Below are 21606 nucleotides of genomic sequence, written 5' to 3' on the forward strand. Positions count from 1 at the left end.
CGACACCGACCACCTCACCGCCTGGCAGCACCACGGGACAACAGGAGTCAGCAACCTGGCCCAGCTCTGTCCGAAGCATCACCGGCTCAAGCACAGCAGCGGCTGGACCCCCACACCCGCCACCGAAACCGAAGCACCCGGCTGGACCTCACCCACAGGCCGCCACTACCCAGCACAACACCCCGACCCCCAACCACCACACTGGCCACCCGCACTCCTCGAACTCGAACAGGAGCGGGCCATGACCGGAGACAACGTAACCGCCGGACACCCTGCCGTGCCGGCAAGCGTTCAGCCGGACGAACTGAGCCCGCTCGAACGCTTACTCACGGCCTACCTCGCCGCTTGAATCCGTGCAGTCGCGAGTGAGCGTTCGGCTCACCCAACAGGCATTGCTGCGTGACACGTCACCAGCCACAGCCAGACAGAAGGCGTGGTGCGTGGGCAGTCGAGATTTGTCGGCAGTTCGTACCCGTCAGCAGCCGTGACCCGCCAGGAGGCGTGATCCGTCGACAGGTAGCTACTACCCATCGGCGCCGGGAAGGCTGACCTCCACAATGCCGTCCGTGATGCGGGTGTCGAACCGCGGCTGCTTCGCCGTGGCGGGACCCGCTACAACTTCGCCGGTCCGAAGGGAGAACGTGCTCCGGTGCCAGGGGCAGACGACGCAGGGGCCGCCGTCGTCCGCCAGGTTGGAGCTCTTGATCTTGCCCTCATGCAGGGGGCCGGAGAGGTGGCTGCAGACATCGGACAGCACGCTGACGTTGTCTCCTTCGCGGAAGACGAGCAGGTTCAGCCCGGCAACCACGCGCTTATCCAGCTTTCCGTCGGGCAATTCCGCAAGCGGCGCCAAGGCATGCCAGCCCGACGGGAACCGGTGCGGAATCTCTTCGCTGTGGTTCACGCCGGCTGCCTGCCGATACGTCAGATGGCCGCCCAGGAAGCCTCCGCCGCTCACCACGGCGAGGCCCAGGTAGGCCAGCACCTTGCCGCTCGCGTGGCTGCCCCTGGCCCGTTGGAGCAACGATGCCGAGTACAGGCCGGTGGCCGCGATGTTGGCGGCCGCATGGACCAACCCCACCCGCTGCTGCTGGGGATGCAACTGCGTCCAGTCCGTGAATCCAGCCACGGCCGATGGGACAGCGCTCAGGGCACCCACACCCACCAGGATCTTGGCCGCCTGCTCGGTCCCGGGAACGGCATCGAGCACTGCGGCCGAAATCCACGCGCCCATGGGGACCTGAACGGCCAACGGATGCACGGGGTGTCCCACGGGGACGCCGTGCAGGACGTCGCGCATCCAGCCGGGCGGGATGATTTTCTTGACTGCTTTACGCACGCTCTTGGCCACTGGATCAAGCCATTCGGCGTCCTCAAAGCGGGTGACTAGCTCAAGTGCAGGCAGCGGTTTCATGGAACTCCCTTACCCCGAAAACTCGTATGCAGTCGATGCATCCAGAGCATAGCGGGGAACCCTGCCGTCCAATAGGGCTGTTCGCGGCCAAAGTAGAGCTACATCAGCGCATGCATCCCGTAGCTTCGCGGCCGCCCGAAGGATGCAGCGCCAAGGAATTCGACGGCAACGAACGGCTCGTCGCCCACCACCCATTCGTCATGCCCGGGAGGTAGCGCGTAGGTATCGTGCGCGTGGATTGACGAGCTCCCGCCGTCGGCCGTTTCGATATCCAGACGGCCTGAGATGCAGTACCCCAGGTGGTGATGTTCGCAGAAGGCCGTCAGCTCCGCGGGCTTGGCGGATTCCGACCAGCGCCAGCCAGGGGCGAGGATCAGGCGGGCCACGGTGTAGTCGTCAACCGTGACAAGGTCGAACTCGGCCTTGTCCGGGCAGCGCTTCCGGTCCGGAAGATCGAGGGATTTCACTGCCAAAGCTCTGATGAAATTAGCGGTCACCGGAACACATTCTGTGGGTCAGTGCAGGGAAGCCCGCTGTGGAGCGGACCATAAATCGGATACCGATGAAGCGGTTTGTGAAGCGAGACCTGTTGCCGCATGCGCCTGCGCCCCCGGCGCACACCCGTTGAACCAGACAGCTGGTTTACCTCTAACCGTAGCCCTGCCGGACCTGAAGTCAATGGTAGATTCGCGGCACGTGCGGCACCCCGCGCAGATCCGGAACGCGTCGCGAAAACCCGCCAAAAAGGTACTTCGGCATATGGAATAAGACCGTGTTCGGGTCCACGATTTAATGACCGGAACACGAACTCCGGGGAGTCAAGCCCCCCCGCTCAGTCGGGCGTGCTGTTTGAAATGGGACAGGCAGGCTGCGGCCGCCACACTGGTCAATCGCGACTTGCCCGGTCGCGCGCTCAGCGCTGCCTTCGCAGGGAAACTCGCACCCTGCACAAATGGGAAAACGCATCCTTTCCAGGAGCAAGAAAATGTCAATCACTCCAACACTCAAAACCCGGTCCATCGGGGCGAAAATGGCGCTGGTTCCAGCTCTCACCCTGAGTCTCCTTGGCGGCACCGCTGCAGTGGCCGGGCCGGCTTCCGCCTACGACCGTCCTTCCGACCGTGGATGTACGGTCAGACCCATTACCCCGAAAGACGCCCGCGGTGATTGGGTGAACTTCCCGGTCAGCGTGAGGTGTGGCGACGGAAGGAAGCTCGTCCACATCCAGCAGAAGCGGTATGAAAAGGATCGTGGCCGCGATACAAAGCTGCACGATGGCAAGTATGACGAATTCACCTACTACGTGCACCGCGGCGACCGCTACGAGATCGTTGACAGGTACGACCGCGTGAGCCGCAAGCTTGACCGCCGCGGCCCCGAAGAGGTGTACCACGAGATCAGGTTCGCTGTAGACGACCGCAATGGCCGGCTTGAATGGTCAGGATGGATGAGAAGCGGGACGCTAACGGGCGTCAACTCGCACGACTGATTCAAACCCTGTCCACCTGGGGAGCCAGGGGCCAAGCCCTTGGCTCCCTTCTGCGTCCGGGCCCGCCGGGTAACGCATCTCAGCCGGCCATCTCCAGGCCTCCGGCATGGACGACGGCGCCACTCGCCGTCGTATCCCGGTTCAGTAGCCAGCCCACGCGTTTGACGGTGCTGAGCATGACCACGCTTTCCACGAGGTCGATGCCGGGTACTTTCTGCTGCAGGGTCAGTTCCGCCGTCATGACGTCGGCCAGGGAATGCAGCCACATGATGATCACAAAGTTCGTGGGCCCGGTGGTGGAGGCACTGAGCCGGACGTTGCTGATGGTGCGGATCGCTGCGGCTGCCTCCTCGTGCCGGCCTGCCGGCACATTGGCGAACCACTGGCAGGTCACGGGGTAGGAGGACAGCCCCTGGGCCACCTCGCAGCGGAACAGCAGTATGCCGCTCCCCAGCACCCGGTTGAGCTGCCGCTGTACCGTGGCAGGCTGGCGGCCCAGGCCGCGGGCAATGTCTGCCGCGGTGGCCCTGCCGTCCCGCGCCAAGTAGGGCAACAGATCCAGGTGGCTGGCAGGAAGCTGGGCCGCGGCAGGGCTGCCGCCGGATGCGGCCTGGTTTCCGAGCGTCCGCAGCGTGGCCTGCTGTGATTTGTCGAGAATGTTGAGCCGCCAGGCGTCACCGCTGCTGTGCAGCCGGGTGCACAGTGCGGTCTGGTACTTGGTCAGCCCGTCGATTGCCTTGAGCCGGGCCACCACCTTCTCGCTGAACTCCTCAAGCGTTTTGGTGATCACTGTCAGCATGAGGTCCCGATGACTCGCGGCCTCCTCGACGGTGACGATCTCCGGGATGGCCGTGAGTTGAGCGGTTACGGCTTCCCGCTGGTTCATCTCGCAGTCCACAGCCACGAATGCCAGGAGCATCTGCTGCGGATCCCCCGCCAGGTGGGCCGTCACCCAGGCGGTACCACTGGACTTCAGCCGCTCCCACCGGGCCGCGAGGGTGGTGGCGTGAACGTCCAGTACTTTGGCCGCATCAGCCCAGCCCAACCTCGGTGAGGTCTGCAGGACCTGGATCAGGGCAAGATCCTCCTCGCTGAGCTCCATGGCATTGCTTCCTTTTCGTTATGCATGAATCGTGGGGAAAACCAGGTCAAGCAGCATATTTCCTGCGCTCAACGGGAATGTGAACCACGACACTCCAGAATAGTCGACGAGAAGGACTGACCGACACCGAGGAGCTGGAATGACGATGACCACCGATGCCAAGGACCTGCAGGAAGACCTGGTCCGCCTGCGCCATGACCTGCACCGGCAACCGGAAATCGGGCTCCACCTTCCCCGCACCCAGGAGAAGGTCCTCAAGGCGTTGGACGGCCTGCCTTTCGAAATCACCTTGGGCAATGACACGACGTCGGTCACAGCGGTGCTGCGCGGAGGAGCCGGCCGCGGCGAAAACGGCGGTCCGCAGGAGCCCGCCGCGCAGCGGCCGGCGGTCCTGCTCCGCGCGGACATGGACGGCCTCCCCGTTCAGGAGAAGACCGGGGTGGACTTCACCTCCCAGGCCGACGGCGCCATGCACGCCTGCGGCCATGACCTGCACACGTCCATGCTGGCCGGAGCAGCCACCCTCCTGGCCGAGAAGCAGCACCAACTGGCTGGCGACGTCGTCCTCATGTTCCAGCCCGGCGAGGAAGGCTTCGACGGCGCCAGCTACATGCTCCGCGAAGGCGTCCTGGACGCCGCCGGCCCCCGCGTCCAGGCGGCCTACGGCATGCACGTGTTCTCGTCGCTGGAGCCGCACGGCACGTTCTGCACCAAGCCGGGCGTCATGCTCAGCGCCTCGGACGGGCTTGAGGTCACGGTGCTGGGCGCCGGCGGCCACGGTTCGGCACCGCACTCGGCCAAGGACCCCGTAACCGTGGCAGCAGAGATGGTCACCGCACTGCAGGTGATGGTCACCCGGCAGTTCAACATGTTCGATCCCGTGGTCCTGTCCGTGGGCGTGCTGCATGCCGGCACCAAGCGGAACGTCATCCCGGAGTCGGCCCGCATCGAGGCCACCATCCGGACGTTCTCCGAAGCGTCCCGCGTGAAAATGATGGAGGCAGTGCCACGCCTGCTCCAGGGGATCGCCGCCGCACACGGGGTGGAGGTCGCCGTCGACTACCTGCAGGAGTACCCGCTCACCATCACCAACGAGGACGAGACGCATACCGCCGAAAAGGTCATCGGCAACCTCTTCGGCGAGCGCCGGCTGGCCCGGTGGGCCACTCCGCTCAGCGGTTCCGAGGACTTCTCCCGAGTGCTGGCCGAGGTGCCGGGCACGTTCATTGGCCTCAGCGCCGTCGCCCCGGGCGCCGACCACGCCACCTCACCGTTCAACCACTCCCCCTACGCCACGTTCGACGACGGCGTGCTGGCTGATGGAGCAGCGCTCTACGCCCAGCTCGCGATCTCCCGGCTGGCCACCCTCTCCGCAGCGTCATAGCCAGCAAGACTCACCGCCGGCAGCAGCGCCGCTGCCCGGCACCACCATCCGAACCGACCACCAGGAAGCCACCATGTCCATTGCAGTAACCAAGCAGCAGACTGGACGCATGTCCACCGCCAAGACCGTCGTCGGCACAGGCATCGGCAACGCCGTCGAATGGTACGACTGGGCCATCTACGCCACCTTCACCCCGTTCATCGCCAGCCAGTTGTTCAGCAAGCAGGACCCGGCGTCTGCCGTGCTGTCCACCCTGGCGATCTTCGCCGTCGGCTTCGTGGCCCGCCCGTTCGGCGGCTTCCTCTTCGGCTGGATCGGCGACAGGGTGGGCCGCAAAGCGTCCATGACCCTCGCCGTCGGCCTCGCCTCGCTGGGCAGCCTGATGATCGGCATCGCTCCCACCTTCGCAGCCGTCGGCGCCTGGGCGTCCCTCATGCTGCTGGTGGCCCGGCTGGTCCAGGGCCTGGCGCACGGCGGCGAGCTTCCGTCGTCGCAGACATACCTGTCCGAGATGGCGCCCAAGGAACACCGTGGATTCTGGGCCACGCTCATCTACACCTCGGGGACCGTAGGTATCCTGTTTGGCACCCTGCTGGGCGCGGTCCTGAATATGACGATGACCGCCGAAGCCATGAATGCCTGGGGCTGGCGGATCCCGTTCCTGCTGGGCGCCGCGATGGGCCTGTACGCGCTGATCATGCGGTCACGGCTGCACGAAACCGAGGCGTTTGAAGGCGAGTCGAAGACCCAGAAGCGGGCCCCGATCTGGCCGCAGGTTGTCCAGTACCGCAAGCAGGCCCTGCAGGTGATCGGGCTGACCGTCGGGCTCACGGTGATCTACTACATTTGGGGCGTCGTGGCACCGAGTTACGCCACCACCGCACTGAAGATCGACCGCGGTGAAGCCCTGTGGGCCGGCGTGGTTGCCAACATCGTGTTCATTGCCGCCCTCCCCTTCTGGGGCAAGCTCTCGGACCGCATCGGCCGCAAGAAGGTGCTGTGGGCCGGCGCCATCGGCTCGGCCGTGTTCCACTTCCCGATGACCTGGCTGCTGAAGGATTCCGCGTGGCAGCTGGCAGTATCGATGTCCGTCATGCTGGTCTTCATCGCCGCGAGCGCCGCGATCGTTCCCGCCGTGTACGCCGAGCTGTTCCCGACGTCGATCCGCACGGTTGGCGTCGGCGTTCCGTACTCCATCTGCGTGGCAGTGTTCGGCGGCACTGCCCCCTACCTCCAGCAGTGGCTGGGTACCTCGCTCGGGGCGCCGCAGGTGTTCAACGTCTACGCAGTGGTGCTGCTGGTCATCAGCGCCGCGTTCGTCTTCAGCATCCCGGAGACGAAGGGCAAGGACCTCACGCACTAGGGCCGCGCAGGCTTCACGGACGACGGCGGGCTCCGCACCTGATCTGGTGCGGAGCCCGCCGTCGTTGTTCTCTTGTCATTCACACCCGCAGCGGTGCACAGGCGGCTAGGAGGCCGTTCCGCCGTCGTTCTTCGCCGGCGGCTGGGCTGCGGCGGCGTGGTTGCCGTCCGTCGTGGCACTGTCTGCTTGCCGGCCGTGACCGTGGCCTGCTTTCGCCTTGGCCTTGTTGGACGGCAGCGCCTTGAGCAGCGGCGTCACAACTGCCATCACGATGGTGCCCCAGATGACTCCCAGCACTGCGGAGCACAGCGTGTTCACCAGCCATGCAAGGAAGCCGCCCACCACCGCAATGCCGGCGAACGGGTGCTCGAGGGCATGGACCAGGTCGTACAGGGTGTGCCAGCCGAGATCGTGCGTTCCCTGCAGCATGATGTGGCCGCCCACCCAGAGCATGGCGATGGTTCCGATGAAGGTGATGGCGCCGAGCACTGCGGGCATCCCCCGGACCAGGAGCTCGCCGAAGCGCTGGGAGCCCGCAGAATCCTTCGCGGCAAGGTGCATGCCGACGTCGTCCATTTTGACGATGAGCGCCACGGCGCCGTACACGGCCACGGTGATGACAACCGCGACCACCACCAGGATGAGCGCCCGCACCCACAGGGAGGCATCGGGGACCTCATTCATGGCGATCACCATGATCTCGCAGGACAGGATGAAGTCGGTGGTGATGGCACCCTTGACCACCTTGGATTCCGCTTCGGGGCCCCGGTCAACGGCAGGCGAATCTTCGTCCGCGGAGTGGTGGCCGCGGAGCTTGTGCCACACCTTCTCCGCCCCCTCGTAGCAGAGGTAGGTGCCGCCGAGCATCAGGATGAACGGAATGGTCCACGGGACAAAGGCACTGATCAGGAGCAGCGCGGGCAGGATGATCAGGAGCTTGTTGCGCAGCGACCCCCAGAAGATCTTCTTGATCATCGGCAGCTCGCGGGACGGGTCGGCCCCGGATACGTACTGGGGGGTGACTGCGGCGTCGTCGATGACCACGCCCGCCGCCTTCGCACCGGCCTTGGCTGCCCCGGCTGCGACGTCGTCCACCGAGGCTGCTGCGATACGCGCCAGGGCCGCAATGTCGTCGAGCAGGGCGACGAGGCCGCCGCTCACAGCTCCGCCCCGGATCGCGTGGGGGCTGACGGCGTCACTGGGATGTCTCGAACAAGGCGCGTTGTTGGCATGTTCGGAGTATATGTTGGTGCGCCCCCGGACATGCTGCCGCCCGGATCCCCACACCCTCCCGCCCCCTTGACTCCATGCCCCACCCTTCCCTACACTTTTCATAAAGCAGAATCTAAATTCCACAAAGCGGAATACGCGAAGGGCCGGGAACGGCAGCCCGCACCGCAAGCAAGGGAAGATAGATCAAAGCCCCTCCCTCGGAAGGACCTACGATGACGTACACAGTGAACTGCTCCATCCTCCTCACGGAACTGCCCCTGCTCGAGCGCCCCGCGGCGGCCAAGGCGGCAGGCTTCGACGCCGTCGAGTTCTGGTGGCCCTTCGAGACCTCAGTCCCAGCAGACAGCGAGATCGCCACGTTCGAGAACGCCATCAAGGACGCGGGTGTGCAGCTCACCGGCCTGAACTTCAACGCCGGCAACATGCCCGGCGGTGACCGCGGCCTGGTCTCCTGGAAGGGACGCTGCTCCGAGTTCAAGGACAACATCGACGTGGTGGCCGGCATCGGCGAGCGCCTCGGCTGCACCGCCTTCAACGCCCTCTACGGCAACCGGCAGGACGAATTCACCCCTGAAGAGCAGGACGAGCTCGCCGTCCGGAACCTCGCGGCCGCAGCTGAAGGCGTGGCCCGCATCGGCGGCACTGTCCTCCTCGAACCCGTCAGCGGCGCACCCAGGTACCCGCTCCTCACCGCCGACGACGCACTCAAGGTCATCGCCCGCGTCAAGGCGGAGGCCGGCGTCGGAAACATCAAGCTCCTCGCCGACTTCTACCACCTGGCCGTCAACGGCGACGACGTCGAAGCCGTCATCGAAAACCACGCCAAGGACTTCGGCCACATCCAGATCGCGGACAACCCCGGCCGCGGCGCACCCGGCACCGGCACACTCCCGCTGGGCGAATGGATCGCCCGCAGCCGCGAACTCGGCTACGACGGCTACATCGGCCTCGAATACAAGGAACCGCAGGAAACGGCCTTCAGCTGGGCCATCCGCGAACACGCCTCCCGCTAGTCCCACACCCAACCAGGTAGCACTACGTGCCGTTTTGAGTCCCCAAAAGGGCACTTCGTGCTACCCAGTTGGGAAATTACGCACAGACTTCAAGTAAAGGAACCATCATGAGCAACGTTGCAGTCATCGGACTCGGAATCATGGGCCTGCCCATGGCCATCAACCTGGTCAAGGCCGGCCACACGGTCACTGGGTTCAACCGCAGCCAGGACAAGATCGACAAGCTGGTCTCCGAGGGCGGCCAGGGCGCCTCGAGCATCGCGGACGCCGTCAAGGACGCCGACGTCGTCATCACCATGGTGCCGGATTCCCCCGATGTTGAGGGCGTGGTCAGCGGCAAGGACGGCGTCTTCGCCAACGCCAAGCAGGGCACGCTATGGATCGACGCCTCCAGCATCCGCCCCGACGTCGCCAAGCGCCTCTCCGACGACGCCCGCGAAGCCGGCCTCCGCCCCCTCGACGCCCCGGTCTCCGGCGGCGAACAGGGCGCCATCGACGCCGTGCTCTCCATCATGGTGGGCGGCGAGAAGGCAGACTTCGACGACGCCCAGGACGTCCTGAACGCCGTCGGCAAGACCATCGTCCACGTGGGCCCCTCGGGCTCCGGCCAGACCGTCAAGGCTGCAAACCAGCTGATCGTGGCCGTCAACATCGAGGTTCTCGGCGAGGCTATCGCTTTCCTTGAGGCCTACGGCGTGGACACCGACGCCGCCCTCAAGGTCCTCGGCGGCGGCCTGGCCGGTTCCAAGGTCCTGGACCAGAAGGGCCAGAAGATGCTGGACCGCAACTTTGACCCCGGCTTCCGCCTCGCCCTCCACCACAAGGACCTGGGCATCGTCACCGCCGCCGCCCGCGAAGCAAACGTCGCCGTCCCCCTCGGCGCCGTCGTCGCACAGCTCGTCGCCGCCACCGTCAACCAAGGTGACGGCGCACTGGACCACTCCGGACTCTTCAAGCAGGTCCTCCAGCTGAGCGGCCGCAAGTAACCCAGGCCTGAAGCAGCCCCGCCAAACGGGGCACTTCGACACGGACACGCCGGCTGCCGTCGTCCATTACGACGGCGGCCCTCCCCAAAGCGCCCCGCGATCGCCGGGCCTTCCCTCAGCACACCCAAAAAAACCCAGACTTCCCCCTCCACAGGGCACAACAAGGAGCACACCATGAGCAAGATGCGTACCGTTGATGCAGCGGTGGCCATCCTGGAAAAGGAAGGCGCCATCGAGGCGTTCGGCCTGCCAGGCGCCGCCATCAACCCCTTCTACTCCGCAATGCGCGCCCACGGCGGAATCCGCCACACGCTGGCCCGCCACGTTGAAGGCGCCAGCCACATGGCCGACGGTTTCAGCCGGGCCAAGGACGGCAACATCGGCATCTGCATCGGCACCTCCGGCCCCGCCGGCACCGACATGATCACCGGCCTGTACGCCGCCTGGGCAGACTCCATCCCCATGCTCTGCATCACCGGCCAGGCTCCGGTGGCCAAGCTGCACAAGGAAGACTTCCAGGCCGTGGACATCGAGTCCATCGCCAAGCCCGTCACCAAGATGGCCATGACCATCCTGGAACCCGGCCAAGTGCCCGGCGCGTTCCAGAAGGCGTTCCAGCTGATGCGCTCCGGCCGCCCCGGCCCCGTGCTGCTGGACCTGCCCATCGACGTGCAGATGGCGGAGATCGAGTTCGACATCGACACGTACGAGCCCCTGCCCGTCGAAAAGCCCAAGGCCTCCCGCAAGCAGCTGGAAAAAGCCCTGGACATGCTGCTCGCCGCCAAGCACCCGCTGATCGTTGCCGGCGGCGGCATCATCAACGCCGGCGCCTCCGAGCAACTGGTGGAGCTGGCAGAGACCCTCAACGTTCCCGTCATCCCCACCCTGATGGGCTGGGGCACCATCCCGGACGACCACCAGCTCATGGCCGGCATGGTGGGCCTGCAGACCAGCCACCGCTACGGCAATGAGAACTACCTGCAGAGCGACTTCGTGATCGGCATCGGCAACCGCTGGGCCAACCGCCACACCGGCGGCCTGGAGACCTACACGGCCGGCCGCACGTTCGTGCACATCGACATCGAGCCCACACAGATCGGCCGCGTCTTCTCGCCGGACCTGGGCATCGCGTCCGACGCCGGCGCGGCGCTGGCAGGGCTGGTTGAGCTCGCCAAGGAACGGGCTGCTGCCGGTTCCCTGCCGGACTACAGCGCCTGGGTTGCCGAATGCCAGGACCGCAAGGCCTCGCTGCACCGCAAGACCCACTTCGAGAACATCCCCATCAAGCCGCAGCGCGTGTACGAGGAGATGAACAAGTCCTTCGGCCGCGATACCACCTACGTGTCCACCATCGGCCTGTCCCAGATCGCCGGCGCACAGATGCTGCACGTCTTCGGCCCGCGCAAGTGGATCAACGCCGGCCAGGCAGGCCCCCTGGGCTGGACCGCCCCGGCAGCCCTCGGCGTCGCCCGCTCCAACCCGGACCAGACCGTGGTGGCGCTCTCCGGCGACTACGACTTCCAGTTCATGATCGAGGAACTGGCCGTGGGCGCGCAGTTCAACCTGCCGTACATCCACGTGGTGGTGAACAACTCCTACCTGGGCCTGATCCGCCAGTCCCAGCGCGGCTTCAAGATGGAGCAGAACGTCTCCCTGGCGTTCGAGAACATCAACAGCTCGCACCTGTCCGAGGAGACCCGCGGCTACGGCGTGGACCACCTGAAGGTGGCCGAAGGCCTGGGCTGTAAGGCCGTCCGCGTGGAGGACCCTAACGACCTGGGCGCCGCGTTCGACAAGGCCAAGGCCCTGATGGGCGAGTTCCAGGTTCCCGTGGTGGTGGAAGTGATCCTGGAAAAGGTCACCAACATCTCCATGGGCGTGGAAATCAACGCCGTCAACGAGTTCGAGGAACTGGCCGAGTCCGCCGCTGACGCCCCCACCGCCATCCTGGAACTGCAGGCGTAACCATGCGGATCGTGATTGCCCCGGACAAGTTCAAGGGATCCCTGTCCGCCCCGGAGGTGTGCAGGTTCCTCGAAAAGGGCCTGCAGCGCGGAGCAGGCGGCAACCTTGACGTCCTCCGGATTCCGGTGGCTGACGGCGGCGAGGGCACCCTCGACGCCGCCGTCGGCTCCGGCTTCACCCGGCGCACGGCCACGGTGGCCGGGCCCACCGGGCAGCCGGTGGAAGCCGAGTTCGCCGTCCGGGGCCACGAAGCCGTCATCGAAATGGCCACAGCCTCCGGGCTGGCGCTGGTTCCCCGGGTACAGGACGGCGGCCGGCCCGCCTCGGCGGATGCCACCACGGCCACCAGCCTGGGCACCGGGCAGCTCATCCGTGCCGCGCTGGACGCGGGTTGCCGCCGCATCGTGCTGGGCGTTGGGGGCAGCGCGAATACCGACGGCGGTGCGGGGCTCATGCAGGGCCTCGGCGCCAGGTTCCTGGACAGCCGCAACAATGAACTTCCCCCGGGCGGGGCGGCGCTGGCCAACCTGCACAGCATCGATTTCACCCACTTTGAACCCCGCCTGGTGGACACCCGCTTCGTGCTGGCATCCGACGTCGACAACCCCCTGCTGGGCGCCCAGGGCGCCGCGGCGGTTTTCGGCCCACAAAAGGGTGCCACACCACAAGACGTCGGCATGCTCGACGCCGCCCTGGCCAGGTTTGTCGAAGTCCTGGCCAGGGAAATCGGATTCCGCGCCGTCAAGGCCGCCGAGGCTCCCGGAGCCGGAGCAGCCGGCGGCGTGGGCTACGCCGCCATCGCAGCCCTGGCGGCAACGCGGCGGCCCGGCATCGACGTCGTCCTCGAATTCACTGAACTGGCGGACCGGTTGGCCGGCGCCGACCTGGTGATCACCGGCGAAGGCAGCCTGGACGAACAGAGCCTGCTCGGCAAGACCCCCATGGGCGTTGCCAGGGCCGCAGCAGCACGGGGCATTCCCGTCATTGCGGTGTGCGGGCGGACCACCCTGGAGCACAGCCAGGCCGCCGCCGCAGGATTCGAAGACGTTTACGCTTTGACCGAACTCGAAACCGATGTAAACAGGTGCATATCAGAGGCTGGCGAGCTTCTGGAGCAGCTGGGCACCCAGATCAGCAAGCGGCTGGCGGCCGGACGGCCTGCCGGCGCTGCAAGTACCAAGGAGGACCTCCGTGTCTGAAGAACGTTTTGACCTGGTCATCCGGGGCCAGCGCATCCTCACCACCGCCGGCATCGCACCGCGCGAAGTGGGCGTCCGTGGCGGCAAGATCGTCGCCATCGAGCCGCTGGGCAACGGCCTGGCCGGTACCGAGATCATCGAACTGGCTGATGACGAAACCCTGCTCCCGGGCCTGGTGGACACCCACGTCCACGTCAACGAGCCCGGCCGCACCGAGTGGGAAGGCTTCGCCTCCGCCACCCGCGCGGCAGCAGCCGGCGGCGTCACCACCATCATCGACATGCCGCTGAACTCCGTCCCGCCCACCACCACCGTGGCCAACCTCAAGCTCAAGCGCGAGGTGGCCGAGGACCAGGCGTTCATCGACGTCGGGTTCTGGGGCGGCGCCATCCCCGGCAACAAGGCGGACCTGCGCCCGCTGCACGACGACGGCGTGTTCGGCTTCAAGTGCTTCCTGCTGCACTCCGGCGTGGACGAGTTCCCGCACCTGGACGCGGATGAGATGGAAGAGGACATGGCCGAGCTGAAGTCCTTCGACTCGCTCATGATCGTCCACGCTGAGGACTCGCACGCCATCGACCGCGCTCCGCATCCCGGCGGCGACCACTACGAAACCTTCCTGGCTTCCCGCCCCCGCGGCGCCGAGAACAAGGCCATCGCCGAGGTCATCGAACGGGCCCGCTGGACCGGTGCCCGTGCGCACATCCTGCACCTCTCGTCGTCGGACGCGCTGCCCATGATCGCTTCGGCAAAGCGCGACGGCGTCAAGCTCACCGTGGAGACGTGCCCGCACTACCTGACCCTCATGGCCGAGGAAATCCCGGACGGCGCCACCGCGTACAAGTGCTGCCCGCCCATCCGCGAAGCCTCCAACCGGGAACTGCTGTGGCAGGGCCTGCAGGACGGCACCATCGACTGCATCGTTTCGGACCACTCCCCCTCCACACTGGACCTCAAAGACCTGGAAAACGGCGACTTTGCCGTGGCCTGGGGCGGAGTCTCGTCGCTGCAGCTGGGCCTCTCCCTGATCTGGAGCGAAGCCCGGCACCGCGGCATCCCGCTGGAACAGGTGGTGTCCTGGATGGCGGAAAAGCCCGCCAACCTGGCACGCCTCACCAACAAGGGGCAGCTGGCCCTGGGCTACGACGCCGACTTCGCGGTCTTCGCCCCGGATGAGGCCTTCGTGGTGGACGTGTCCAAGCTCAAGCACAAGAACCCCATCACGCCTTATGACGGCAAGACCCTGGCAGGCGTGGTCCGCAAGACCTTCCTGCGCGGCGCCGTGGTGGACGGCCAGACCCCCACGGGCAAGCTGATCCGCCGCGGCGGCGTCTAAGGACGCGCCATGGCAGTGGAAGCACACCATCCGCGGGCGGCTTTCCCTTCGGGGATGTCCTCCCGCCCGCGGATGCCCCACAGCCGGCAAATGGCGGAGCCTTCCATGACCCAGCCCCCTCGTTCAGGCCAGCCACCGCGGACGGTCCAGCCCAAAGCTGTGGCCCGCGGCCTGGCCGTATGGGTGGTGCCGGAGGAAGGAACCAGCCCCGAAATCCTGGCCCGGGCCGCCGAACTGGTGCTGGCCCGTGCCCTGCAGACTGCTCCGGAGGCGGAAGTCCACTGGCCTGCCGCCGGAGCCCCCACGTCCGGGGCCTCCGCCGGGGAGGGAGCCACAGACCACTCCTCCCGCACTCCCTCCACGGCGGAGGACCCCGGCGATCCAGCCCGTGGTTCATCGGGTGATCCAACCGGCGCTCCAACGGACAAGGCCGGCAGCAACGCTGCCGGGACTGCTGCAGGGACTGCTGCGGCGGAAGCCGGGACGGCAGGCAGCGCGGACGACGACGCTGCGCACCTGCCGCCGTCGGCCGGGCCCGTCAGCACCGTGGCCGTGGACCTCGCCGCCGATACCGTCCTCCTGGACGGCGCGCCGGTTTCCCTGACCGGCGTCGAATACAAGGTGCTGCGGTTCCTGGTCACCCACCTGTCCCGCACCGTCAGCCGGGAGGAGCTGCAGGAATTCCTGGAGTTCCTGAATTACCCCGGCGCCACCGCCCGGTCCATCGACGTCTACGTGGGCCGGATCCGCCGGAAGCTTGGCAACGCCCGGCACGCCGTGGCCACCGTCCGAGGCGGCGGCTACCAGTTCATCCCCGGCCCGCACGCCACCGTGCGCGGGCCCGCCGAATACTCCATCTGAAAAACCCCACCGAGGAGCAGCATGACCACCGCGCCCAACAACACCGCGCCCTTCACTGCCCGGCTCCAGCCCGGCAGCCCCGCACCGGCTTTCACCCTTCCGGACGCCGCAGGGAACCCTGTATCCCTCGAGTCCTTCCGTGGCCGGAACGTGATCGTGTATTTCTACCCGAAGGCCGCCACCCCCGGCTGCACCACCGAAGCGTGCGACTTCCGCGACAACCTGGCCTCGCTGCAGGGCCGCGGCTACGAGGTCCTCGGCATTTCCCCCGACGCCCCGGAAGCCCTGGCTGGCTTCACCGCAGACCACGCCCTGACTTTCCCGCTGCTCTCAGACCAGGACCACACCGTGGCCCGGGCGTACGGCGCCTGGGGCGAGAAACTGGTCAACGGCGAGATCATCGAAGGCGTCCTGCGCTCCACTGTGGTGGTGGGGCCGGACGGCCGTGCCATCCTTGCGCAGTACCAGGTGGACGCCCAGGGCCACGTCGCGGCGCTGCGGGAAGAACTCGGCCTCTGACCCCCCAACGCCCGCTCACTCGTGGCGCCCCAAACCCCAACGCCCGCTCACTCGTGGCGCCAAAACCCGGGTTTGGGGACGCTATCTGATGGCGCATCCGGTTTGCATACCGGCCGCATGGCACCAGCACAGCAACGGCACAGCTGGGCCCGGGAACGTGGATGGAACATATCCCCGAGCCTGAAGCAGGACCCATGCGACGTTTCCCCGGTGCCATCCTTTCCTCCACCGCCCTGGCGGTTGCCCTTGCCCTGACTGGGTGCGGTGTTGGGGCCGGTGGGGAGTCGTCCGGCACGCAGGCCACGTCCGCAGCGTCCGCCAGCGCGGGAGTGGACTCCGGTACAGGCACAGGCACAGGCACCTCGACGGTGGACTCCACCCTGTTCACGGACGGCGCCTCCCACACGGTCAGCGTCGCGTGGAACGGGGACGACTATGCCGCAATGATCGCCGCCTATGAGGCCGACGGGTCAAAGGACTGGATCGCCGCGGACATCACCATCGACGGCACCACCGTGTCCAACGTGGGCGTGCGGCTCAAGGGCAACTCCACGCTGCGCAGCCTCAGCGGCAACGGCGCTGGCGGCGGCGGGATGGGCGGGAACGCGGCATCGTCCGGGATCTCCTCTGACGTCCCCGAGTCCCTGCCCCTGCTGATCCGCTTCGACAAGTACGTGGACGGCCAGACCTACCAGGGGCTCGGCGAGGTGTCGCTGCGCCCCGGCTCCCCCGTCCTGAATGAGGCCCTGGCCCTGGCCCTCACCGGAGCCAGCGGCCAGGCCACGCAGCGGTACGCCTACACCACCTACTCGGTGAACGGCAGCCCCACCCAGACCAGGCTGCTGGTGGAAAACCCCGATGAGGACTACGCCGACTCCCTGTTCGATACCCCGGGAGTCCTCTACAAAGCCGATGCCGATTCCAGCTTCACCTACCAGGGCGACGACCTGGCCACCTACGAGGACCAGTTCAAGCAGCTCAACAACAAGGACAGCGAGACAGTCCAGCCCATCGTCGACTTCCTCAAGTGGCTGTCCGAAGCCACCGACGAGGAGTTCGACGCCGGCCTGGCGGAGCGGGTGGATGTGGAGTCCTTTGCCCGCTACACCGCCACCATGAACCTGCTGGTCAACGGCGACGACATGGCCGGGCCCGGGCAGAACTACTACCTCTGGTACAGCCTGGACACCAAGAAGATCTCGGTTATTTCCTGGGACCTCAACCTCGCCATGACCGGCGACGCCACGGCATCTCCCGAGGCGCAGCTGTCCATCGGCGGTGGCGGCGCAGGCGGCGGAGGAAATCAAGGTACGGGCGGCGGCATGCAGCCTCCCGGAACGGACGACGGCGGCTGGGCACCTTTTGCGGGAGCCGCCGCGGACGCTGACGGCACGGCAGGAGCAGCGGGCGGAACGGGAGCAGGGGCAGGCGGGGCTGCAGGTCCGGGAGGTGGAGGAAGCCGGGGCGGCAACGAACTGAAGGAAAAGTTCCTGGCTTCGGAGGCCTTCCAGTCCGTGTATGACGCCGCGTACACGGATCTTTACGCCCAGCTGTACGCCAGCGGAACCGCGGCCAGCCTCCTGGACTCAATTGCCGGCGTCGTACCCCTCAGCGACGGGCTCACCGCCGAGGAACTGGCTGGTGAAACGCAGACGCTGCGCACTTTTATCCAGGAACGCACGGCGGCGCTTAAGGACCAGGTTTAGGCCGCCGGAAAGGCGTCCGCGGCGGGGGTGGCGGAATACCGGGTGTGACGGCGGAGTTGTTGCTGATAGCGGAAACCCGCTTCACTTGATGTTGGCCATTATTGACCGAATCTCCAAAGGAACGCCATGAGCCAGACCTTGACCACCAAGCTTCAGCCCGGAACTCCGGCTCCCGACTTCACCCTGCGGGATGCCCAGGGCCGGGAAATCTCCCTGGCCGATTACCGTGGCAAAAATGTCATTGTGTACTTTTACCCCAAGGCCGCAACCCCCGGCTGCACCACCGAAGCCTGCGATTTCCGTGACAGCCTGGGCGCGCTGCAGGGCCAGGGGTACGAGGTGGTGGGCATCTCCCCCGACGCCCAGGAAGCCCTTGCCGGTTTCAGCGGCGACTTCTCCCTGACGTTCCCGCTGCTCTCCGACCAGGACCACGCAGTGGCCCTCGCCTACGGCGCCTGGGGCGAGAAACTGGTCAACGGCGAGATCGTCGAGGGCATCGTCCGCTCCACCGTTGTGGTGGACACCGAGGGCAAGGTGGTCCTGGCGCAGTACCAGGTGAAGGCTGACGGCCACGTGGCCCGGCTGAAGGAAGCCCTGGGACTCTAGCCTGCGCTGACGGGTACCGCGTCTACGGCAGACGCTGATGAGAGATCTGTCATCGAAAGAACGCCTCCGCGCCAAGGCGGATTCTAGGGGTCGTTGCAACACCTGTTGGTTAGGTGGTTAGTAGTAAATCACGTAAACGCTCGGCTGGAGTTTTTCAGCCGAGCGTTTTGCGTGGGCGGCCGTTGAGTTCCTGGGCGACGTGTTCGAGGTCTTCAGGTCCGTAGGCTGAAAGGTCGGTGCCTTTGGGAAAGTATTGGCGCAGCAGGCCGTTGGTGTTTTCGTTCGAGCCGCGCTGCCAGGGGCTGGCAGGGTCGCAGAAGTAGACGTCCATGTCGGTGGCGAGGGTGAAGGATTTGTGGGCTGCCATTTCCGCGCCTTGGTCCCACGTCAGGGAGCCGCGCAGGTGCGCCGGGAGGTTGGACATGGTGTTGATGAGTCCATCGCGGACGGTTTCGGCGGTGTGGTCACCAGGAAGGTGAACGAGCATCACGTAGCGGGTGGTGCGTTCCACCAACGTGGCGATCGCGGACTGGTTGTTCGCCCCGGTGATGAGATCGCCTTCCCAGTGCCCGGGAACGGCCCGGTCTTCGATCTCGGGCGGGCGTTCGGAGATCATGATCATTGGATCCACGAACCGTGGCTGGCGTTGTTGTGGATCCTTGTGGGGTTTGCGGCGGGCTCGGCCCGTCCGCAGTGCGGTTGCGACCTCACGTTTGAGGCCGCCCCGGGCCTGGATGTAGAGGGCTTGGTAGATCGTCTCTGGGCTCACGCGCATCTCCGGTTGGTCGGGGAACTCGTCGACCAGGGTGTGGCTGATCTGCTCCGGAGACCAGCGTATGAGGAGTTTTGCTTTCACGTAGTCTCGCAGTTTGGATTCCCCGGCCAGCTTGGAGGGCTTGGGGCGTGCCCGTCGGGCTACGGCCTTCCGTTGGGCTGCGTAGGGCTGGTAGCCCAACGCGTGTCGGCTGTTCCGGGCGAGCTCACGGCTGACCGTCGATGCGTGCCGGCCCAGGGCCGCCGCGATCGCCCGTATGGACGAACTGGCAGCCCGCATGTCCCTAATCGTTTCCCGCTCCTGAAGCGAGAGGAACCTGGGGTCCACCGGTTTCTCCAGCGCGGACATGGCCAGCGGCTGGCCGGCAGTCGGCGGGGCCGGGACGGGAAGGGCGGTCAAGGTGGTCACACCCCGTTTGTAGTCGACGACGCGCCCGTCGGGGTAAATGCGTCGGCTGCCGACCTTCCTGACGCCTTGGTCCCACTCCTGCGCGGTCCGGGGATGCACGCTCACGGCCTGGGCAGCCTCCCGCCGGGTCGCTCCGTTCTTGCGCAGCCGGAGGAACTCCTCCCGTTTGCCCGAGCCCTGGCGGACGTTGGCGATTCCGGCCTTACTGGCCCATTGGTAGCACGTCATCCGGTTCAATCCGAGCTCCGCGGCAGCAACCGTCACGCTGCCGACCCGATCCAACAGGGCGAGGAACTGCTCTTTCTCTTCCGGGGTGTACTTCCGCTTTGGGACCCGCCTGGTCAACGCCTTCTTCGGAACAACACCGGCGTTTCGTGCCCATCCGAAGCACGTATGCCGGTTCAGGCCAAGCTCGGCAGCAGCCGCGCTCACACTTCCAAGCCGATCAAACACGGAGAAGAAAGCATCCTTTTCCTCCCGCGAGAAGGCTCTTCGCGCGCTGGAGGAACCCGGGTCTGCACTCAAAGAAGAATCCGATTTTGACCCTAAAGACGACACGGTCGTTGCAACTCCCAAAAGATCTGGGTGTTGCAACGACCGTTAGAACCCGCCCAAAGTGCGGGGGCGTTCTTTGTTTGAGGGCGACTGCGCAGTTCTTCGGCGGTCCGGTTGTTCGGAGGTCCGGTTGTTCGGTCCGGAAGCGCACGCGGAACCGTTGCCGCAACCGCTGGCCGGTGACAGGATGGCCGCATGGTGATCGAAATCCGTCCGGCCACCGATTTCGCGGACCTCAAAGCCCTCGTGGGCCCCAAGCGGCCCGATGCGAACGTGTGCTGGTGCCTCAGCTACCGCATCCCGTCCAAGCAGAACCAGCAGCTTCACGGAACCGAGCGCGGGGAGTTCGTGAAGAAGCTGGTGGCGGAGGATCCTCCGCCGGGAATTTTGGCGTACGACGGCGGCGAGCCGGTTGGGTGGGCAGCGGTCCACCCCCGCGCGGACACGGGTTTCGCCACCAACCGGCGGATCCCGCACGTGGACGGCCAGGACGTGTGGTCCATCTGGTGCATCCGGGTACGGCCCGGGCACCGCGGCAACGGAATTTCGCACGCGCTGCTGGCAGGGGCCGTGGACCTGGCACGTGCCTACGGAGCGCCCGCCGTCGAAGGGTATCCGGTGGACAACGCCGGGCAGAAAGTGGACCTCACCATGGCCTACGTGGGCACTCGGAAGCTCTTCGAGGATGCCGGTTTTACGAAGGCCGCGGACACCGAGTCCGTGCTTAACGGCTTCCCGCGGGTGCTGATGCGGCTGGATCTGGACCAGTAGCCGGCCCCGGCAGGCAGACTGGCAGGGGCAGGACGGTAAAGCCCAGGCAGGGGCCGCGAGGGGCCGTTGCTGGGCGGGCAGCCCGGGAAGAGACGGCCGTACCCCGGCCGTAAACTGATACTTCACGGCAACGCAGGCGGAGGTAGGGATGTCCCAGTCAGTGGATGAGGTTCTGGCCGAACTGGCGGAGCTCGAAGATCCCAGGTTCCGCGAAGCCAATGAAAAGCGCGGGGACGATCACGGCGTCAACCTGGGCAAGCTCCGGGCCGTGGCCAAGCGGCTGAAGACCCAGCAGGACCTGGCACGGCAGCTCTGGGCCACCGGGGATACCGCAGCGCGGCTCCTGGCGCTGCTGATTTGCCGGCCGAAGGATTTCAGCCGTGAGGAACTGAACGCCATGCTGCGCGAATCCCGGGCACCGAAAGTCCACGACTGGCTGGTCAACTACGTGGTCAAGAAGAGCCCGCACGCCGAAGCACTCCGCGTGGCTTGGACGGCAGACCATGACCCCGTGGTGGCCAGTGCAGGCTGGGCACTCACCACAGAGCGGGTCGCCAAGAAGCCGGAAGGGCTTGACCTGCCGGGTCTGCTGGACACCATCGAGGCGGAGCTGAAGGCCGCCCCGGACCGCCTGCAGTGGGCCATGAACCACACCCTCGCGCAGATCGGGATCGAGCATCCGGACCAGCGGGCCAGGGCCATCGGCATTGGCGAGCGCCTGGAGGTCCTCAAGGACTACCCCACCCCACCCAACTGCACGTCGCCGTTCGCGCCGGCATGGATCAACGAGATCGTCAGCCGCCGCAGCGCGTAGCCAAGCTGCCGGCACCGGCCGGTGAGCGTCCGCGGAGCCCGGGGAAGCCGGCGGCGGACCACGTTTCAGGGCTGATCATGTCCACGCTGCCCGTCAGCGGTGACCCG

General features: G+C 66.3%; 20 protein-coding genes. 15 read left to right on the forward strand and 5 right to left on the reverse strand.

The genetic code is table 11. From position 1 onward, the window contains the following. The coding region (locus ACFV4R_RS19780) for an HNH endonuclease signature motif containing protein (protein ID WP_377204329.1) at nt 1–349 on the forward strand (349 nt) is incomplete at its 5' end. A 174-nt stretch (nt 350–523) separates the two neighbouring features. Here ACFV4R_RS19780 and ACFV4R_RS19785 read toward each other — a convergent pair. Both ACFV4R_RS19785 and ACFV4R_RS19790 read right to left on the reverse strand, forming a co-directional pair. Next, complete coding sequence (locus ACFV4R_RS19785; RefSeq protein WP_377204328.1) at nt 524–1414, reverse strand: Rieske 2Fe-2S domain-containing protein; 891 nt, start codon at nt 1412–1414, stop codon at nt 524–526. 98 nt (nt 1415–1512) lie between these two features. Beyond that, a complete protein-coding gene (locus ACFV4R_RS19790; protein WP_377204327.1) occupies nt 1513–1911 on the reverse strand; it encodes a cupin domain-containing protein in 399 nt (132 codons plus the stop codon). 455 nt (nt 1912–2366) lie between these two features. Between ACFV4R_RS19790 and ACFV4R_RS19795 the strand changes: the two genes are divergently transcribed. Then, entirely contained in the window at nt 2367–2903 is a 537-nt protein-coding gene (locus tag ACFV4R_RS19795) for a hypothetical protein (RefSeq protein ID WP_377204326.1), read from the forward strand. 79 nt (nt 2904–2982) lie between these two features. Here ACFV4R_RS19795 and ACFV4R_RS19800 read toward each other — a convergent pair whose 3' ends face one another. Beyond that, a complete protein-coding gene (locus ACFV4R_RS19800) occupies nt 2983–4005 on the reverse strand; it encodes an Lrp/AsnC family transcriptional regulator (RefSeq protein ID WP_377204325.1) in 1023 nt (340 codons plus the stop codon). Between the two features lie 139 nt (nt 4006–4144). Between ACFV4R_RS19800 and ACFV4R_RS19805 the strand changes: the two genes are divergently transcribed. Both ACFV4R_RS19805 and ACFV4R_RS19810 read left to right on the forward strand, forming a co-directional pair. Further along, the gene (locus ACFV4R_RS19805; protein ID WP_377204324.1) at nt 4145–5389 is read left to right on the forward strand and encodes a M20 family metallopeptidase; all 1245 of its coding nucleotides are present in this window, start codon (nt 4145–4147) and stop codon (nt 5387–5389) included. A gap of 73 nt (nt 5390–5462) precedes the next feature. Beyond that, nucleotides 5463–6752 carry an MFS transporter gene (locus tag ACFV4R_RS19810; RefSeq protein WP_377204323.1) on the forward strand — a complete coding sequence of 430 codons (1290 nt, stop codon included), beginning with the start codon at nt 5463–5465 and terminating at the stop codon, nt 6750–6752. A gap of 105 nt (nt 6753–6857) precedes the next feature. Here ACFV4R_RS19810 and ACFV4R_RS19815 read toward each other — a convergent pair whose 3' ends face one another. Beyond that, nucleotides 6858–7913, reverse strand: a complete 1056-nt coding sequence (locus tag ACFV4R_RS19815) for a DUF808 domain-containing protein (protein WP_377204269.1) — start codon at nt 7911–7913, stop codon at nt 6858–6860. 284 nt (nt 7914–8197) lie between these two features. Here ACFV4R_RS19815 and ACFV4R_RS19820 point away from each other — a divergent pair, with 284 nt between their 5' ends. The 9 genes from ACFV4R_RS19820 (at nt 8198) to bcp (ACFV4R_RS19860) (ending at nt 18176) form a co-directional block, all read left to right on the forward strand. Then, on the forward strand, nt 8198–8998 hold the full coding sequence (locus ACFV4R_RS19820) for a hydroxypyruvate isomerase family protein (RefSeq protein ID WP_377204268.1): 801 nt from the start codon (nt 8198–8200) through the stop codon (nt 8996–8998). A gap of 68 nt (nt 8999–9066) precedes the next feature. Continuing rightward, the gene (locus ACFV4R_RS19825; RefSeq protein ID WP_377204267.1) at nt 9067–9984 is read left to right on the forward strand and encodes a 2-hydroxy-3-oxopropionate reductase; all 918 of its coding nucleotides are present in this window, start codon (nt 9067–9069) and stop codon (nt 9982–9984) included. Between the two features lie 174 nt (nt 9985–10158). Beyond that, on the forward strand, nt 10159–11949 hold the full coding sequence (gene gcl, locus ACFV4R_RS19830; RefSeq protein WP_377204266.1) for a glyoxylate carboligase: 1791 nt from the start codon (nt 10159–10161) through the stop codon (nt 11947–11949). Nucleotides 11950–11951: 2 nt separating this feature from the next. Then, nucleotides 11952–13148 (forward strand): glycerate kinase, encoded by a 1197-nt coding sequence (locus tag ACFV4R_RS19835; RefSeq protein ID WP_377204265.1) that lies wholly within the window; start codon nt 11952–11954, stop codon nt 13146–13148. Continuing rightward, nucleotides 13141–14484, forward strand: coding sequence for an allantoinase AllB (allB, locus tag ACFV4R_RS19840; RefSeq protein ID WP_056080894.1), 1344 nt, complete (start codon nt 13141–13143; stop codon nt 14482–14484). The genes ACFV4R_RS19835 and allB overlap by 8 nt, the downstream gene beginning before the upstream one ends. A gap of 105 nt (nt 14485–14589) precedes the next feature. Next, nucleotides 14590–15345: a winged helix-turn-helix domain-containing protein gene (locus ACFV4R_RS19845; protein WP_377204264.1), complete on the forward strand. Its 756-nt coding sequence runs from the start codon at nt 14590–14592 to the stop codon at nt 15343–15345. A 21-nt stretch (nt 15346–15366) separates the two neighbouring features. Beyond that, entirely contained in the window at nt 15367–15864 is a 498-nt protein-coding gene (gene bcp, locus ACFV4R_RS19850; protein WP_377204263.1) for a thioredoxin-dependent thiol peroxidase, read from the forward strand. Between the two features lie 194 nt (nt 15865–16058). After that, nucleotides 16059–17570 (forward strand): CotH kinase family protein, encoded by a 1512-nt coding sequence (locus ACFV4R_RS19855; protein WP_377204262.1) that lies wholly within the window; start codon nt 16059–16061, stop codon nt 17568–17570. A 126-nt stretch (nt 17571–17696) separates the two neighbouring features. Next, a complete protein-coding gene (gene bcp / locus ACFV4R_RS19860) occupies nt 17697–18176 on the forward strand; it encodes a thioredoxin-dependent thiol peroxidase (protein WP_261621026.1) in 480 nt (159 codons plus the stop codon). 154 nt (nt 18177–18330) lie between these two features. On the opposite strand, the gene ACFV4R_RS19865 is transcribed toward bcp (ACFV4R_RS19860), so the two are convergent. Continuing rightward, a complete protein-coding gene (locus ACFV4R_RS19865) occupies nt 18331–19299 on the reverse strand; it encodes an IS30 family transposase (protein WP_377204272.1) in 969 nt (322 codons plus the stop codon). Between the two features lie 810 nt (nt 19300–20109). Between ACFV4R_RS19865 and ACFV4R_RS19870 the strand changes: the two genes are divergently transcribed. Beyond that, nucleotides 20110–20685 (forward strand): GNAT family N-acetyltransferase, encoded by a 576-nt coding sequence (locus ACFV4R_RS19870; RefSeq protein WP_377204261.1) that lies wholly within the window; start codon nt 20110–20112, stop codon nt 20683–20685. A 148-nt stretch (nt 20686–20833) separates the two neighbouring features. After that, on the forward strand, nt 20834–21499 hold the full coding sequence (locus ACFV4R_RS19875; protein WP_377204260.1) for a DNA alkylation repair protein: 666 nt from the start codon (nt 20834–20836) through the stop codon (nt 21497–21499). Nucleotides 21500–21606 lie beyond the last annotated feature (107 nt).

The organism is Pseudarthrobacter sp. NPDC059871 (assembly GCF_042731175.1).
GTDB lineage: Bacteria > Actinomycetota > Actinomycetes > Actinomycetales > Micrococcaceae > Arthrobacter.